The sequence below is a fragment of the Geotoga petraea genome (genome assembly GCF_900102615.1).
GTDB lineage: Bacteria > Thermotogota > Thermotogae > Petrotogales > Petrotogaceae > Geotoga > Geotoga petraea.
Window position 1 is genome coordinate 408518 of sequence record NZ_FMYV01000001.1, and the last position, 14354, is coordinate 422871.

Annotated in this window: 14 protein-coding genes; 9 read left to right on the forward strand and 5 right to left on the reverse strand. The window is 28.1% G+C overall.

Features of this window, described 5'->3' with window-relative positions:
• Window position 1 precedes the first annotated feature (1 nt).
• The 6 genes from BLS00_RS02025 to BLS00_RS02050 all read left to right on the forward strand — a co-directional run bounded on the left by BLS00_RS02025 (window position 2) and on the right by BLS00_RS02050 (window position 5157).
• Window positions 2-547: an SMC-Scp complex subunit ScpB gene (locus BLS00_RS02025; RefSeq protein ID WP_091402364.1), complete on the forward strand. Its 546-nt coding sequence runs from the start codon at window positions 2-4 to the stop codon at window positions 545-547.
• Complete coding sequence (locus BLS00_RS02030; RefSeq protein ID WP_091402367.1) at window positions 489-1229, forward strand: pseudouridine synthase; 741 nt, start codon at window positions 489-491, stop codon at window positions 1227-1229. Before BLS00_RS02025 ends, BLS00_RS02030 begins: the two co-directional genes overlap by 59 nt.
• 159 nt (window positions 1230-1388) lie before the next feature.
• Window positions 1389-2147 (forward strand): inositol monophosphatase family protein, encoded by a 759-nt coding sequence (locus BLS00_RS02035; protein WP_091402369.1) that lies wholly within the window; start codon window positions 1389-1391, stop codon window positions 2145-2147.
• A gap of 4 nt (window positions 2148-2151) precedes the next feature.
• Window positions 2152-3225 carry a glucose-1-phosphate thymidylyltransferase gene (locus BLS00_RS02040; protein ID WP_091402371.1) on the forward strand — a complete coding sequence of 358 codons (1074 nt, stop codon included), beginning with the start codon at window positions 2152-2154 and terminating at the stop codon, window positions 3223-3225.
• A gap of 10 nt (window positions 3226-3235) precedes the next feature.
• Window positions 3236-4831 (forward strand): alpha-amylase family glycosyl hydrolase, encoded by a 1596-nt coding sequence (locus BLS00_RS02045; RefSeq protein WP_091402373.1) that lies wholly within the window; start codon window positions 3236-3238, stop codon window positions 4829-4831.
• Window positions 4832-4833: 2 nt separating this feature from the next.
• Window positions 4834-5157: a DUF1904 family protein gene (locus BLS00_RS02050; RefSeq protein WP_091402376.1), complete on the forward strand. Its 324-nt coding sequence runs from the start codon at window positions 4834-4836 to the stop codon at window positions 5155-5157.
• 36 nt (window positions 5158-5193) lie between these two features.
• On the opposite strand, the gene BLS00_RS02055 is transcribed toward BLS00_RS02050, so the two are convergent.
• The 5 genes from BLS00_RS02055 to BLS00_RS02075 are packed head-to-tail and all read right to left on the reverse strand — an operon-like array spanning window position 5194 to window position 10182.
• Window positions 5194-6555 (reverse strand): MATE family efflux transporter, encoded by a 1362-nt coding sequence (locus BLS00_RS02055; protein ID WP_176759812.1) that lies wholly within the window; start codon window positions 6553-6555, stop codon window positions 5194-5196.
• A gap of 17 nt (window positions 6556-6572) precedes the next feature.
• A complete protein-coding gene (locus BLS00_RS02060) occupies window positions 6573-6998 on the reverse strand; it encodes an early set domain-containing protein (RefSeq protein ID WP_091402378.1) in 426 nt (141 codons plus the stop codon).
• Window positions 6999-7043: 45 nt separating this feature from the next.
• Window positions 7044-8369 carry an MATE family efflux transporter gene (locus tag BLS00_RS02065; protein ID WP_091402380.1) on the reverse strand — a complete coding sequence of 442 codons (1326 nt, stop codon included), beginning with the start codon at window positions 8367-8369 and terminating at the stop codon, window positions 7044-7046.
• A 4-nt stretch (window positions 8370-8373) separates the two neighbouring features.
• The gene (locus BLS00_RS02070; protein WP_091402382.1) at window positions 8374-9693 is read right to left on the reverse strand and encodes an alpha-amylase family glycosyl hydrolase; all 1320 of its coding nucleotides are present in this window, start codon (window positions 9691-9693) and stop codon (window positions 8374-8376) included.
• A 3-nt stretch (window positions 9694-9696) separates the two neighbouring features.
• Complete coding sequence (locus BLS00_RS02075; RefSeq protein WP_091402384.1) at window positions 9697-10182, reverse strand: YybS family protein; 486 nt, start codon at window positions 10180-10182, stop codon at window positions 9697-9699.
• A gap of 59 nt (window positions 10183-10241) precedes the next feature.
• On the opposite strand from BLS00_RS02075, the gene BLS00_RS02080 reads away from it, so the two are divergent.
• The 3 genes from BLS00_RS02080 to BLS00_RS02090 are packed head-to-tail and all read left to right on the forward strand — an operon-like array spanning window position 10242 to window position 14353.
• Entirely contained in the window at window positions 10242-10682 is a 441-nt protein-coding gene (locus BLS00_RS02080; RefSeq protein WP_091402386.1) for a MarR family winged helix-turn-helix transcriptional regulator, read from the forward strand.
• Window positions 10672-12303, forward strand: a complete 1632-nt coding sequence (locus tag BLS00_RS02085) for a PEGA domain-containing protein (RefSeq protein ID WP_091402387.1) — start codon at window positions 10672-10674, stop codon at window positions 12301-12303. Before BLS00_RS02080 ends, BLS00_RS02085 begins: the two co-directional genes overlap by 11 nt.
• Before the next feature lie 16 nt (window positions 12304-12319).
• A complete protein-coding gene (locus BLS00_RS02090; RefSeq protein WP_091402388.1) occupies window positions 12320-14353 on the forward strand; it encodes a coiled-coil domain-containing protein in 2034 nt (677 codons plus the stop codon).
• The last annotated feature ends 1 nt before the right edge of the window (window position 14354 follow it).

Below are 14354 nucleotides of genomic sequence, written 5' to 3' on the forward strand. Positions count from 1 at the left end.
TATGGATATGAAATTTCAGATGATTGAAGCCTTAATCTTATCAAAGAGCAATGGTATAAGTTTTGATGAAATAATAAAAAGGACTAATTTTGAAGAAGAAGAGGCAAAAAAAATAATTAACGAAATTCAATTACATTATATTAACGAAGAACATGGGATAGAACTTGGTAGGTTTCAAAATAGGTATAGATTTGAAATAAAGCCTGAGATAAAAAAATTGATAACACAAAAACCAAAAAAGATGGAATTAACAGATACTCAATTTGAAGTGTTAACAATTTTGTTTTTAAATGGTGCTTCAAGAGGGATAGAGATAGAAAAATCACGCGGTAAGAATTCATATTCTCAAATTAAAAAATTACGAGAGTACGGGTTAGTAAAAAAAGTAAAGAAAAAAAACACTCAGAATAGCTATCTGTATGATTTATCAGATAGATTTTATGAATGGATACCTGAAACAACTTTAAGGAAATTGGAGGAAATTAAAAATGCTAACACTACAGAAAGCGATACAAACCCTGGGGCTGAGCAGAAGGAAATCAGCTGACTATATAAAAAAAAGAGGAATAAAAGTAAATGGAAAATTAATAAAAGAACCATGGTACGAGATTGAATATGGCGACGAGATAGAGTTTGAAGGTAAAAAACATAAATTTGAAAAAATCAAGGAAAAAAAAGAAGATAAAGTTTACTATTTGCTCAACAAACCTAAAGGAGTATTATGCTCAATGGAAGATCAATTTGGTAGAAAAACTATAAAAGATCTTATAAAAGGTAAAATAAAAGAAGAAAATATCTTTCATGTAGGAAGACTTGACTATAATACTTCTGGGATCATTCTTTTGACAAATGATGGTGAACTGGGGAACTATCTTTTACATCCAAAATATAAGGTAGAAAAAATATATGATGTTTTAGTTATGGGACATCCAAAAAAAGAAGAATTAAACAAGTTAGAAAGAGGCATGGAGATAGAAGGTGGTTTCAAAACAAAACCAGCTAAGATTGAAAAAGTCAAAAAGAAGGGAAATAATCATCAAATTATTATCAAAATATCCGAAGGAAGGAAAAGACAAGTAAGGCTTATGTTTAAATCAATAGGGTATACTGTTTTAAATTTAAAAAGATTGGCTTTTGGACCCTGGGAAATAAATAGAGTACCTAAGGAAGGAGACATATTGAAATTAGATAATGAAGAAATAAAAAAATTATTTAAAAAATTAAAATAAAAAAAGGGGCGAATTATTCGCCCCGGGTGGATGGGCCGAAAATATTTTAATATTTTCGGGGGGATGGATGCTATTATTATATCTCACATTTATTAAATAATCAACAATTTTTAATTAATAAAAAGTTTAAAAAAGAACTTAATTTTAAGGAGACTAATCATGTTTGAAAAAGTTGAGAAAATAGTTGAAAATGCAGGGGAAATTCTAATAAATAACTTAAAAGGAAATTATAATACTTATTCCAAAAAGGACAAACACGATATAGTAACAGAGATTGACATGAAAATACAAGATTATTTAAAAAATGAATTGATGAAATTAACTCCAAATGCGGGTTTTTTAGCAGAAGAGAGAGGAAATACTGATAAACCAAAAGAAAATAACTATTGGGTAATAGATCCAATAGATGGCACAGTAAACTTTTCAAGAGGCTTTCCAGAAAACTGCATATCTGTTTCTTATGTTGAAAACGATGAGCCTGTTTTTGGACTTATTGACTCTCCACAAATGTCTATTAAATTTTTAAGTATAAAAGGCAAAGGTTTATTTATAAATGGAGAAAAACAAACACCAAGATGGTCAAAAACTTTATGTGATTCCATGATAACTATAGGAGCCAACAAAAAAGAAATGGCAAATTTCATAAATATTCTATCTGATAAAGTAATGAGAATAAGACTTATAGGATCAGCAGCAATTATGGGTGCTTATGTAGCTTCGGGTTATGCGGATGCCTTTATTTTTTCAAAATCTAACTCTTGGGATATTGCAGCTGCCTATAGTATGATTAAAGAAGTTGGAGGAGAAGTATATAATTTTGATGGAGAAGACGCTGATATCTTTTCAAAACGAATTATTTTTTCTTCCAAATATATAAAAGATGACTTAATTAAATTAATTAAAAAATTAGAGGAGTGATGAGATGAAAGCTATCGTATTATGTGCTGGAAAGGGGACAAGATTAAGACCATTGACTTTCACCAATGCAAAACCTTTGATACCAATTGCCAACAAACCTACAATAATGTATTCATTGGAAAAAATAAAGAGAGCAGGAATTACAGAAATTGGAATAATAGTAAATCCAGATAATAAAAAGGATTTTGAAAAAGTTTTGGGTGATGGAGATGACATAGGAATGCAAATAACTTACATTGTCCAAGAAAATCCAAAAGGATTGGCGCATGCAGTTTCAATATCTCAAGACTTTATTGGTGATGATGATTTTTTAATGTATCTTGGTGATAATTTGGTTAACAATGATTTAGAAGAGTTTATTCATGAATTTAAAAATAACAAACACGACTCTTTTGTTCTATTAACTCCAGTAGAAGACCCAACAAGATTTGGTATAGCTGTTATGAAGGATTCAAGGATAATCAAAGTGGTTGAAAAGCCAAAAGATCCACCCTCTAACTTAGCTATTATTGGAGTTTATATATTTAACTCAAATATTTTTGAGGCGATAAAAAATATTAAACCATCCTGGAGAGGAGAACTCGAAATCACAGATGCTATACAATGGTTGATTGCCAACAATAAAAATGTAGGTGCACACATTATTTACGGTTGGTGGAAAGATACAGGGAAACCAGAAGACTTAATAGAAGCTAATAGAACAGTTCTTGAAAAGATAAAGTCAAAATCCATCGAAGGTAATGTTTATGAGAACTCAACTGTTACTGGTAACGCAATTATTGGGAAAGGATCTAAAATTATGGATTCAATCATCAGAGGGCCTGCAATTATTGGAGAAAATACCACAATTTCCAATGCATATATAGGCCCTTACACATCAATTGGAAAAGAAGTAAACATAGAAGATTCAGAAATAGAAAATTCAATAATACTCGATGGAGCTTCAATAACTTCAATACATCCGAGAATTGATTATTCTATAATAGGTGCTAACGCAAACATTATGTCTATGAAGAAAAAACCAAAATCCATGAGACTTGTAATTGGGGACTATGGAAAAATAGAAATACCAAAGTGAGGTGTTTTTAATGAAAAGAATTGAAGAATTATGGAAAAAAGTATATGGCGATAACGAATCTAAAAAAATGGATGATCTTATGAAATTGTTAGATGAGAAGAAAAAGAAAAACAAATATTTTCAAAAAGATAAAAAATGGCTTGAAAAAGGAATTATATATTCTTTATATGTAGATCACTTTTCAAGAGATTTAAAAGGTTTGAAAGAAAAGATCCCTTATTTAAAAGATTTAGGAGTTAAAACAATTTGGCTGCTGCCAATTTTAGAATCGCCAATGCAGGATCAAGGTTTTGATATTTCAGATTATTATAAGGTCAGATCAGATTTAGGAACAAATGAAGAATTTTATGAATTAATAGATCTTATACATGAAAACGGAATGAAAATAATTTTTGACATTGCTGTAAATCATACTTCTGTAGAACATGAATATTTTAAGAAGTCAAGGTCATCAAAAGTTAATCCTTACAGGGATTGGTATATATGGAATAAAGATAACAAAAAGTATAATTCTACCAGAATTCTTTTCAAAGGGATGATGGATAGCAACTGGGAATACGATGAAAAAACTGGAGAATATTATTTTCACAGGTTTTATGAAATACAACCTGATTTGAACTATAAGAATCCAGATGTTTTGATAGAGATGATCAACATTCTTTCATTCTGGAAACTAAGAGGAATTGATGGGTTTAGAATGGATGCGGCTCCTTTTTTATGGAAAGAAGAAGGAACTAACTCTGAGAATCTTGAAAAAACTCATCTCATATTAAAGATATTTAGAGAAGCTTTAGACTATATAAGCGAGGGAACAACACTAATAGCAGAAGCCAATCAACCTCCCAAAGATGTAGTTGAGTATTTTGGCCAAGGTGATGAATGCCATGCAGCGTATCATTTCCCATTAATGCCAAAAGTCTATTTGGCAATTGCAGAAAATAAACCAGAATACATAATTCAAACACTATCAGAAAAAAACACGCCTAAAATCCCAGATAATTGTCAATGGCTTGTATTTTTGAGGTGCCATGATGAACTAACTCTTGAATTTGTAACCGAAGAAGAGAGAAAGAAGATGTTGAATTACTTTCTACACGATAAAAGATGGTCTTTTAGAGAAGGAGAAGGAATATCTGGAAGATTAATGAATCTTTTCAAAGGCGATATAAGAAAAATTTTATTAGCTTATTCTTCAATGTTTTCAATAAGAGGTACTTTTATAAACTATTATGGTGATGAAATAGGTATGGAAAATAACGACGATTATTATAAAATAATGAAAGAGATAACAGGGTATTCCGATTCGAGGTATTTCAACCGAGGACCGTTTGATTGGGAATTATTGGAAGAAATAAAATCTGGTAAAGAAACAGACAAGTTAAATCTTCATAAAAAAATTAAAGAAATGATCAAAACTAAGAATGAAAATGAAGAGCTATTCAATCAAGAAGCCCAATTGTTAATTGATGATGGAATTTTAGTTTCAAAGCGATATAAAAATGGGAAGAAATTATTAATTTACAACAATTTTAATGATAAAGAAAAAATTATTGAAGATATTCATTTAGAACCATACAGCTATGAATGGATCTTAAAGGAGGAATAAAAATGCCATATATAAATTTAAAAGGATTTGAAGAGGATAAAGCAATATCAGAAAAAATAGTATCAAAAATTAGTGAAATAACTGAAAAGCCTAAAAAATACATTATGTTTTCAAACGAAGAAAATAAAATTTCTTTTAACAATAAAAGTGGTTATCTATTAGAGTATAGACAAATTGGAGAACTTGAATATGATAAAAAACTTAAAATTGTTAAAGAAATAACAAAAATATTACAGGAAAAAAATATTCATCCCGAAGATATTTACTTTATATTTGATTTTTATCCCAGAGAAAATTGGGGTTGGAACAATAAATTATTTGGTTAAAAAAAACATTTCATGCTTAAAGCATGAAATGTTTTTTTATTTAACTCTCTTTAATTTCCATTTACCCTGTCTATAAAAAATTATTCCTATAAAAGTTTCAGTTAAATCTCCGAAAACATAAGATAGCCAAACCCAAATAATAGGTAATTCAAAAATTGATATGGCTATGAACAATATAGGTATTTGGACCCCCCATCTGGATACAATGCTGGACACAAAAATCGGAAAATTATATCCAGATCCAGAGAAAGCGGTTGTCATACCAAAATAATAGCCCAAGAAAACGAGCCCGAATGAACCATATATGAGGAACTCAGTTCCATGTTTTATTACTTCAGGATCTTGGGTGAAAAGCGACATTATGTTATTTCCAAAGAAAACTACTACAACTGTAAAAATTATCATAAAAGAAGAGGAAACCAATGAAGCAATCTTTGTTGTTTTTTCAGACCTCTCGACCATGTTTGCACCTAAAGATTGACCAACAACTGTACTTCCACCCATAGAAAAACCAATCAAAGGAATAAAAGCAAAACCAAAAATCCTTCCTGCAATGCCGTTGGCAGCAATTGCAGAATTACCGTATAAAGCTACGAAACCAAGAACAAGTGTATTAGATATATTTCTTAAAAAAACTTCTATGCCATTTGGTAGCCCAATAGTCATGAGTTCTTTATCCATATGATAATTTAGTCTAAACAATCCTTTTAACGAAGGTTTAATACCTTTTCTACCAGAAAATAAAATATAAAAGCCCATAAAAAAAGCAATACTTTGAGATATAATTGTTGCAACAGCAGCTCCAAAAATACCTAAATTAAAACCAGGGATATTTAACAAAGGTACTGTCTCAAACATCATAATTGGATCCAAAACTATGTTAAATATACTGGCAAATATCATAATATACATGGGGGTATAAGAATCTCCTATGCATCTTAACGCCGTGTTCACGGAATAAGATGAAAACATTATCGGAAGAAAAAACATTCTTATATAACCATATTCTAACCCATTGTTTACTAAATCAGCTTCACCAAATAGACTCATTATAGGCTCTAAAAAAATGGAAAGTATAATAGCTGCCAAAGCTGCCATAATAAATTTAAAAGTAATTGTTTGTTCTATGGCAACTTTTGTTTCGTCTATGTCTTTCCTTCCAAAAGCTTGAGAAATTAAGGAAATAGAGCTCACACCGATTATTTCGTTTAGTGCTTCTATAACCCAGAAAATAGTTGTGAAAACAGTTACCCCGGCGATGGCATCAGAAGAGATCTTTCCGATCCAAAAAATATCAACTAAATCGTAAACCATTTGTGCAGAAAAACCAATCATAGTCGGTACAGACATCACCAGTAAATTTTTGAATATACTACCTTTTGTTAGATCTCTTGTCATTATCCACCTCTAAATAATTACCAATTTTCTATTTCATGGTAAACAACATCTCTATCATAATTGAATTTGTATGATCTTGGGGATACTTCATCACCGAAAAAATCTTTTTCAATGTTGTCATAACTTCCTGCATTAAATTTGTATTCTATAGTTTTCCCTTTTGGCATATCAAAAGTTATTTCCCATTCTCCAAAGTTATTTTTCTTTAATCTATATTCTGCATCGCCCGGAATCCAATTGTTGAAATCTCCCATTAAATAAATGTATTTTCCTGGAATTTCAGGAAAATCAGATACAATAAAAGTTACTGAGTATTTAGTCTCAGAAATTTGGGTGTCTTTTTCAGGAACTTCAATAGAATTGTTTTGGTTGTTAGTTGCGGAACAAGAAGCAAACAATAAAAGAACAAAAATCAAAATGATACTAAAAATATTTTTTTTCACAAAACCCACCTCCTAAAACAATTAAAGCAGAATTTAAAAATATTATCAAGTTAAATCTCTAATCCATTTTTCTTTTTTATAACGTATGAAGAACAACACGCCTTTTATAGACTCAGAAATTATCATAGCTGATATTATTCCATAGAGTCCGAAAGAAAGATATAATCCTAATAAATAAGTTAGAGGTAATTGAATGCCCCAAAAACCAATTATTGTTATCAGCAAATTAGCCCATGTGTCGCCTCCAGTTCTCAGGATAAAAGGTAAAATAATGTTAAATGTTTGAGCGTAAATTAAAATAATAATAAAATTTAAACTAGATAATCCAAGTTTTAGAGTTTTTTCATCAATGTTGAACAAAGAAAAAATTTGATTTTTGAATATAATAACTACAAAAATAAATAGTGTTGTTAAACTTACGGATAAAATTATAGAATTTACAGACTTAGCTCTTGCTTCATTAAATTCTTTTTTCCCTAATTCTGTTCCTAAGATACCTACCGAAGCAGCAGCAATAGCATTTATTGGAGTTAAAACTAACTGTTGAAAGACTTTCATTATTTCAAAGACTGCCACTTCTGAAACTCCAATTAAAAAAACTAAACTTGTGTGTACAACCATAGCAAATTGCCAAACTGCTCCATCTATAGACATAGGAAGAGAAATTTTCATAAGTTTTTTAAATTTAGGAAAATCAAAAGTAAATGAAAATGGAATTGATTTTTTATTGAAATAAATTATAATAAAAAACATAATAAAAATAAATTCCGAAATTCTTGCGATAAGCGTTGCATATGCAACACCTTGAACTCCTAAATCTGCAACAAATATAAAGTACCAGTCTCCTAAAGCGTTTATTCCAAGTGAAATAAAGGTGGCCATCATTGGAAATATATTTCTTTTTATTGAAATAAAAAAAGAAGACATATTGGACGATAACAAACTAAATAAAAATGTTGGAATAATTATTGTAAAGTATAAATTCGATATATCCAAAGTCTCATTTTTTATATTCATCATACTCAAAAAATCTTTAGAATACATGTTAAAGATTAAAATCAGTACCACTCCAATTAGTATTGAAAATAGAATAACAGTTGAAAACAACATAGAAAATTCTTTTTTCTTATTTGAACCCAAGTATTGTGAAGAAAGAACTGTTAGTCCTGCAGAAAAAGAGAAAAAAATTGTTAAAAATAATCCAAAAAGTTGGTTAGCAGCACCCACGCCAGCTATAGAATTTTCCCCCAATTGACCAACGAAAACCTTATCTGCGATTCCCAAAAACATTCTAAAAGAATTTTGCATTACCAGAGGAAAAGCTACAATTATCAATTCTTTCATCCTTACAAAAGATAAATAGTTATTCATGTAATCACCTTATAGAAAAATAGATTCCTGGAGTTATAGTATCATTAATTTTATAAATTTTTTCATCAATCAAATTTTTAAACTTCTTAAAATTATTATTTATCGTTTTCTTTACAATGTAAATATCCAAATATTCTCTTTTATAATTTTTTCTCATTATTAAATAATCATTAGAAGAATCAATATATTTAAAATTACCTTGAGACATTATTCCATAATCCTTTCTAAGATTCAATAATTTTTTTGTAAAGCCGTATATTTCTTTTTCTTTACAGCTCCAGTTTTCTGGGAAAATCATTGGTACTCTACCACTTTCGTTAAAGTTTTGATAATTTTTATCTCCTCTAAGACATATTTCATTGCCATACTCAAGCATAGTATTGCCATTCATTATAAAAACTAAACCCATCGCTATTTTAAAATAATCTAAATTATCTGTATAATCAATAAACCGGGGTAGATCATGATTTTCAATAAAATAAGTCATTTTTGCCTCATCAAAATTTAACTTTTCAGATTGTTCTATAGCTAAAAATAGATTTTCTAAATTTATATTTTTATTTATGATGTTGGTAATTTTACTATAAAAAGAAAAATCAAAAAGACTTGTAAAAACGTTTTCATCTTTATAAAATAAAAAATCTTTTATTAAATTGTAATTTTCTTCATCGTTCCCTTGGTCATTCCAAATTTCGCCTAAAAGGATTACATTTTTCTTTATATCTTTCATTCTTTTTGAAAAATCAAACCAAAAATCTTTAGGTAGCCCAATTGCATGGTCTAGTCTATAACCATCAATATCAAAGTTTTTTAACCAATATTCGCCAACTCTAATCAAAAACTCCTTAGTATCTGGATCTTCAACATTCCAAAACAAAAAAAGATTTTGCCATCTTATCTCTTGAGGAGATTGAGGACTTTCAGTTTTCGGTTTTAAATCAAAAGGTATATTTTCAAAGTTATAATTTTTTGATGCGTGATTTAAAACTAAATCTAATATTATCTTTATATCACGTTTATGAAATTCCGATATAACTTTATTTAATAAATTTTTAGATTTTTCGGGATCTTTATAAGCAATATTTTCTGATATTTTGAAGTAATCTTTTGTGTCGTAACCGTGGGTAGTTTCGGAATCAAAAATTGGTCCCAAATATACTAAATCAATACCTAAATCAGCAATATAATCAATTTTTTCTAAAACACCTTGCAAATCTCCTTCAATATTATGTTTTTCATGGTGTAAATAATCGTTTTCGTTGTAATCATTTCCTCTATAACCATTATAGAAAAATTTTAGTAAAATATGATACCCATTGAACATAAACTATATCTCCTTTTTTAATTTATTTAGATATTTGTATCTAATTAAAACTTCAACTTTTTTAAAACTATATTTTAACGAGATAAACATGAAAATACCTATAATATACCAAATATTTTTTAAAAAAAGTTCCACATTTGAACCATCAATTATGATAACAGAATAAAGAATATAATTTCCCAATAATACAGGTATGACTAATAAATATGAGTAGAATTTTTTTTCAATCATATTTGAAACAGTGCTGGGAATAAGAATTAAAATAAAAAGAATCCAACCAAAAGGATCGTTAAAAAGTACAATTAAAAGTGAAGAAATTATTATACTCATAATAGTGTACCTTTTTTCTGTAAGCATATTCACAACCATAATTGGAATTGTAGAAAAAATGGTAAAAACAACTCCTAAAAACGGTATAAACATTTGTGAACTAAATAATATAACTGTCATTACAGTTAAAAGAGCTGTAATAGAAATTTGTTTTGTCATTTGATACCCCTTCTTTTTATGGTAAAATAATAAGGTAACTATAAAAGGAGGAAATTAAATTGAAAAAAACATCAGTTGAACTGGAAAAAACACTAAGAGATATTTGTTTTAAAATCAAAATAGAAGGTCGTAAGGTTTTGAAAAGATTTGACATTTCTTCAGCTCAATTCGATCTCCTTCAACTATTATACTTTAAAGGAGAAAAAAAGTTAAGTGATATAAGTAAGAAATTGGGAGTTACGAAGAGTACAACAACTGGTTTGATTAAAAGACTTTTAATTCAAGAATTGATAGAGAAAAAGCAATCCGATGAAGATAAGAGAGTTTATAACGTAAAAATATCAAAAAAAGGAAGTGAAATAATAGAAGAGGTTATAGATAGACGTGTGGATTTAATAAGAAAAATTACAAACAAAATGGGAAAAGACGATTCTTTTATAGAAAAACTAATCGAACTAGATAAAACACTCAATGAGGTGGTAGAAGGCGATGAAGTATAAAAGGTTAAGTTTGTTATTTTGTTTGATTTTGTTTTTTAGTGCCAATTTTGCAGCAACTGTAAATGTTAATGCATTGAATGGTTCTTCAGTTTTTGTTAATGGAAGTATGCATGAAGTTATAAAGAATAATGGAGTTGAATTGCAGTTAAATGATGGCACTTACACCATAAAAGTTTCAAAACAAGGGTACTCAGATTATACAGAAACAATAGAAATATCTGATGGACAGAATTATATTTTAAACGTAGAACAAAATCCTTTAAGTAGGATCGTATTTAACAATGAATTTGAAATATCAGTAAGTTATAAATATCAAAATGAGGTTATAACAAAAGAATTAGATAAACACTCATATTTGGATTTACCGTCTTCAGTTAATGAAATTGAAGTTGATTCTTCTGGATATCAAAAAGAATCTATAAAATTAAATTTATTACCTTTTGATGAAAAGGTAATAGATCTTGTTATGCTTAAAGAAAATTATTTTATTTTGGAATCTATTCCCTCAAATGCTAAAGTATATGTTGAAGATAAATTAATAGGAGAAACCCCTTTAGAGTTGAACTCGGAATATTCTGACCTCATAACATTAAAAAAAGAAGGGTTTATTTCAAAAAAAATAGAATATAACGGAGAAAAAACTTTAAAAGTAGAGCTAATAGACGGGGTTAATCTTACAATAGAGAGTGTTCCAAGTGGTGCTGCAATATATAATGGGGATAAATTTTTAGGTATAACTCCTTTAAATACAACAGTAGAAGAAGGTAATTATAAGTTAAAAATTGTATATACAGGTTATGAAACAAAAAATTTAAATATTAAAGTGAGCGAAGAAACTTATAACAACTATAGAGTTGTTTTACAAAGTGAATTAACTAAAATTGAACTCTTAAACGCTGAAAATGTCGAATTAAATATAGATGGAAACTTTTTGGGTAAAGGAATAGATTTTATATATTTGGACAATAAAGAACATTTAATGAGAGTAAAAAATTCCGAAAAAGTTTATACGTTTATTTTATCAAAAAACATAGGAGAATATATAGATTTTAAAAAGAACACATTTATCAACGTTATTAGCAAAGAGGGAAAAACATTTAGTATAAATTCAAAAACATACTATACTCCCACTACGATAAAATTAACTTTGTTAGCTGATACACAATATTATACTTTGAATACTGTGAATAGGTCTTACAATTTAAAACTTAATTCTGGAAATGGTTATGATATTTTCTTAGACAATTCATCGGCAATATTTTATGGTTCTAATGTAGAAGATTCAAATGTTTATATAGATGGTAAATTAATACTTGATGAAAAAATTATTCCTTTAGGCAAAAAAATAGTCGAAGTAAAAACTAATTTTGAAGAAAAAACTTCAAGTGAAACTATAGTTTTAGAAGAAAATAAAGTTACAATAAAAAATTTCAATTTAGAAAAGACTTATCCTGTAAGAATAGATGCTTCTAATTTATTTGTTATAAATAATAAAACATATAACCAGAGCCCATACTACTTATATCTAAAATCTGGTGCCAATGTTATAGAATATAAAGGTATAAAAGCAGTTATATTTATTTATGGACCTGAATATATTAATTTAGATTCATTATTTTAATCCGGGGGGTGTATTTATGAAAAAAATTTTAGTTCTTTTGATTATCACAATAAATATTTTAACATTTGCTGAAACTAACATAGTAGATTTGAAACCGTCTTCTCCAGCTTACCCGCATGTGATAAGAATGGTTGAAAATAATATTATGGATTTGGATAATCAAAATAGGTTTAATGGTAGTAACAATGTTCCAAGATATGATTTAGCTATATTTGGTTCAAAATTTTTAGACCATTTAGAAAATAAGTATGGTGAGAAAATTTTTGAATTTGAAAACAGGCTTGCAATTTTTGAAAATCAAAACCTAACTTCAAGAGTAGAAAATTTAGAAAATACTTTTTTTAACTATGATGAAATAGTTAGTAAATTAAACAGTAATTATACTGATCTAAATAAAAAAGTCAATGATTTAGTTAAGTTAGTAACCCCTGGGAATGAATTAAATAAAGATAATGTAGTATTTCAAAATATTGTGGAAAATGCACAAAAAGCGGCAGAAGAGGCTGCCATAGATCAACTAGAAAATTTAAGAAAACAAACTCTTTCTACGGTAATTGAATTTGAAAATAAACTCCAAAGTTTTCAAGAACAAGTCAACACCCTCAATTCAAAGTATGATAAAAGCATAGAATACTTAAATACTATAATTGTTTCAAGAGAAGAAGAAAGCAGAGAAGATCTTAGAAAATATGTTGACTCTAAATTCAACAATGAAATGGATGCCTTAAAAACGTCTTTAAGAAACATAGCAAATTCAGAGATTGGATATTTAGAAGAAAATATTGAAGATGAATTTAACAATATTAACCAGAGAATATCAAATATAGAAAATAATCAAAATCTATTTAATAGCGATAGGATGAATTCTTTAGAGTCACAAATTAGTGATATTGAAGATAAGATAAGTTATTTGGAAGAATATACAGTTCCATCTTCTCCATCTGAAAATGAAGAGGAACTAGAATTAAACGCAAAATATCATTATTTAGAAAATCAAATCGAAAGATTAAAAAACACCTTTGATTTGTTAGATGATCAAGTATCTTTTAATAAATCATATATTGATTCCTTTTCAAACAGAGAAGAAATCATGAATTCTAAAATGGAGAGTTTAAACGAAAAATACAATAATTTAGAATCAGAAATCATATTTGTTGGTAAAAAAGTTGATAACGTCTTATATCAAATGTCAAATATGAAAAATCCAGAGTTGAATGATGAAGAATTAATAAATATTTCCGAGAGGATCTCTTCATTGGAAAGATTTATAAGCAATTTTTCTGATGAAATAAATCAGTTAAGTGTTTATTCAAAAGGCTTTGAAAATATAAATAATAGAATTGATAATATCGACAATGCTCTTGATAAAAATCAGGCTATAATGGATAATATTGAAAATACATTCGAAACATTCAAAGCGCAAATGAATTCAATTTCATCAATAGCAAATTTAGATGAAGAATCGCTTGCGAAAATTGGTAATCTTGGAAATATGGCTGTTAGAATAAGCGATAATCAGGGTAAAATAGATAGTTTGAATAATACAGTTTTTCAAAATCAAAACAAATTGGAAATTTTAAATGCACAGGTTAATGAAATAAATAGTTCTTTAGAAAACTTTAACATCAATTCAACAGAAATAAGTGAATTAAAGGCAGATATTGAAAGTTTGTTTGATGAATACTACTCAATTAAAAATGAAATTCAAGATAATATTAGCAGCCAAGAATTTAAAAATGAAATCAAGAATGAAATTAGATCTGAAGTTTCAAGTGAATTAATAGCAAGAGATAGAAGGATTAATAACTTAGAAACTCAGTTAAATCAATTAAAACAGACCGGAGAAACTAATAGCAACAATTCAAACATAAGCTATGCTGATAATAGTTTATCAATAAAAAATGCTGAAAAAATAGAGGAATTAAATCAGCAAATCGAAGCCATTAATAAACCTGAACAGTTTAATTTATGGTCTAATATTACTACGGGTTTAGTTGGTGTCGGAGTAGGAGCGTTCATAACATGGTTTATTTTATCTTCAGGAATATAAA

Excerpts from the sequence above, each read along its gene's own strand:
- BLS00_RS02035 (WP_091402369.1), top strand. The coding sequence starts at position 1,389 with ATGTTTGAAAAAGTTGAGAAAATAGTTGAAAATGCAGGGGAAATTCTA.
- BLS00_RS02050 (WP_091402376.1), top strand. The coding sequence starts at position 4,834 with ATGCCATATATAAATTTAAAAGGATTTGAAGAGGATAAAGCAATATCA.
- BLS00_RS02040 (WP_091402371.1), top strand. The coding sequence starts at position 2,152 with ATGAAAGCTATCGTATTATGTGCTGGAAAGGGGACAAGATTAAGACCA.
- BLS00_RS02045 (WP_091402373.1), top strand. The coding sequence starts at position 3,236 with ATGAAAAGAATTGAAGAATTATGGAAAAAAGTATATGGCGATAACGAA.
- BLS00_RS02070 (WP_091402382.1), bottom strand. The coding sequence starts at position 9,693 with ATGTTCAATGGGTATCATATTTTACTAAAATTTTTCTATAATGGTTAT.
- BLS00_RS02055 (WP_176759812.1), bottom strand. The coding sequence starts at position 6,555 with ATGACAAGAGATCTAACAAAAGGTAGTATATTCAAAAATTTACTGGTG.
- BLS00_RS02025 (WP_091402364.1), top strand. The coding sequence starts at position 2 with ATGGATATGAAATTTCAGATGATTGAAGCCTTAATCTTATCAAAGAGC.
- BLS00_RS02085 (WP_091402387.1), top strand. The coding sequence starts at position 10,672 with ATGAAGTATAAAAGGTTAAGTTTGTTATTTTGTTTGATTTTGTTTTTT.
- BLS00_RS02030 (WP_091402367.1), top strand. The coding sequence starts at position 489 with ATGCTAACACTACAGAAAGCGATACAAACCCTGGGGCTGAGCAGAAGG.
- BLS00_RS02065 (WP_091402380.1), bottom strand. The coding sequence starts at position 8,369 with ATGAATAACTATTTATCTTTTGTAAGGATGAAAGAATTGATAATTGTA.
- BLS00_RS02090 (WP_091402388.1), top strand. The coding sequence starts at position 12,320 with ATGAAAAAAATTTTAGTTCTTTTGATTATCACAATAAATATTTTAACA.
- BLS00_RS02075 (WP_091402384.1), bottom strand. The coding sequence starts at position 10,182 with ATGACAAAACAAATTTCTATTACAGCTCTTTTAACTGTAATGACAGTT.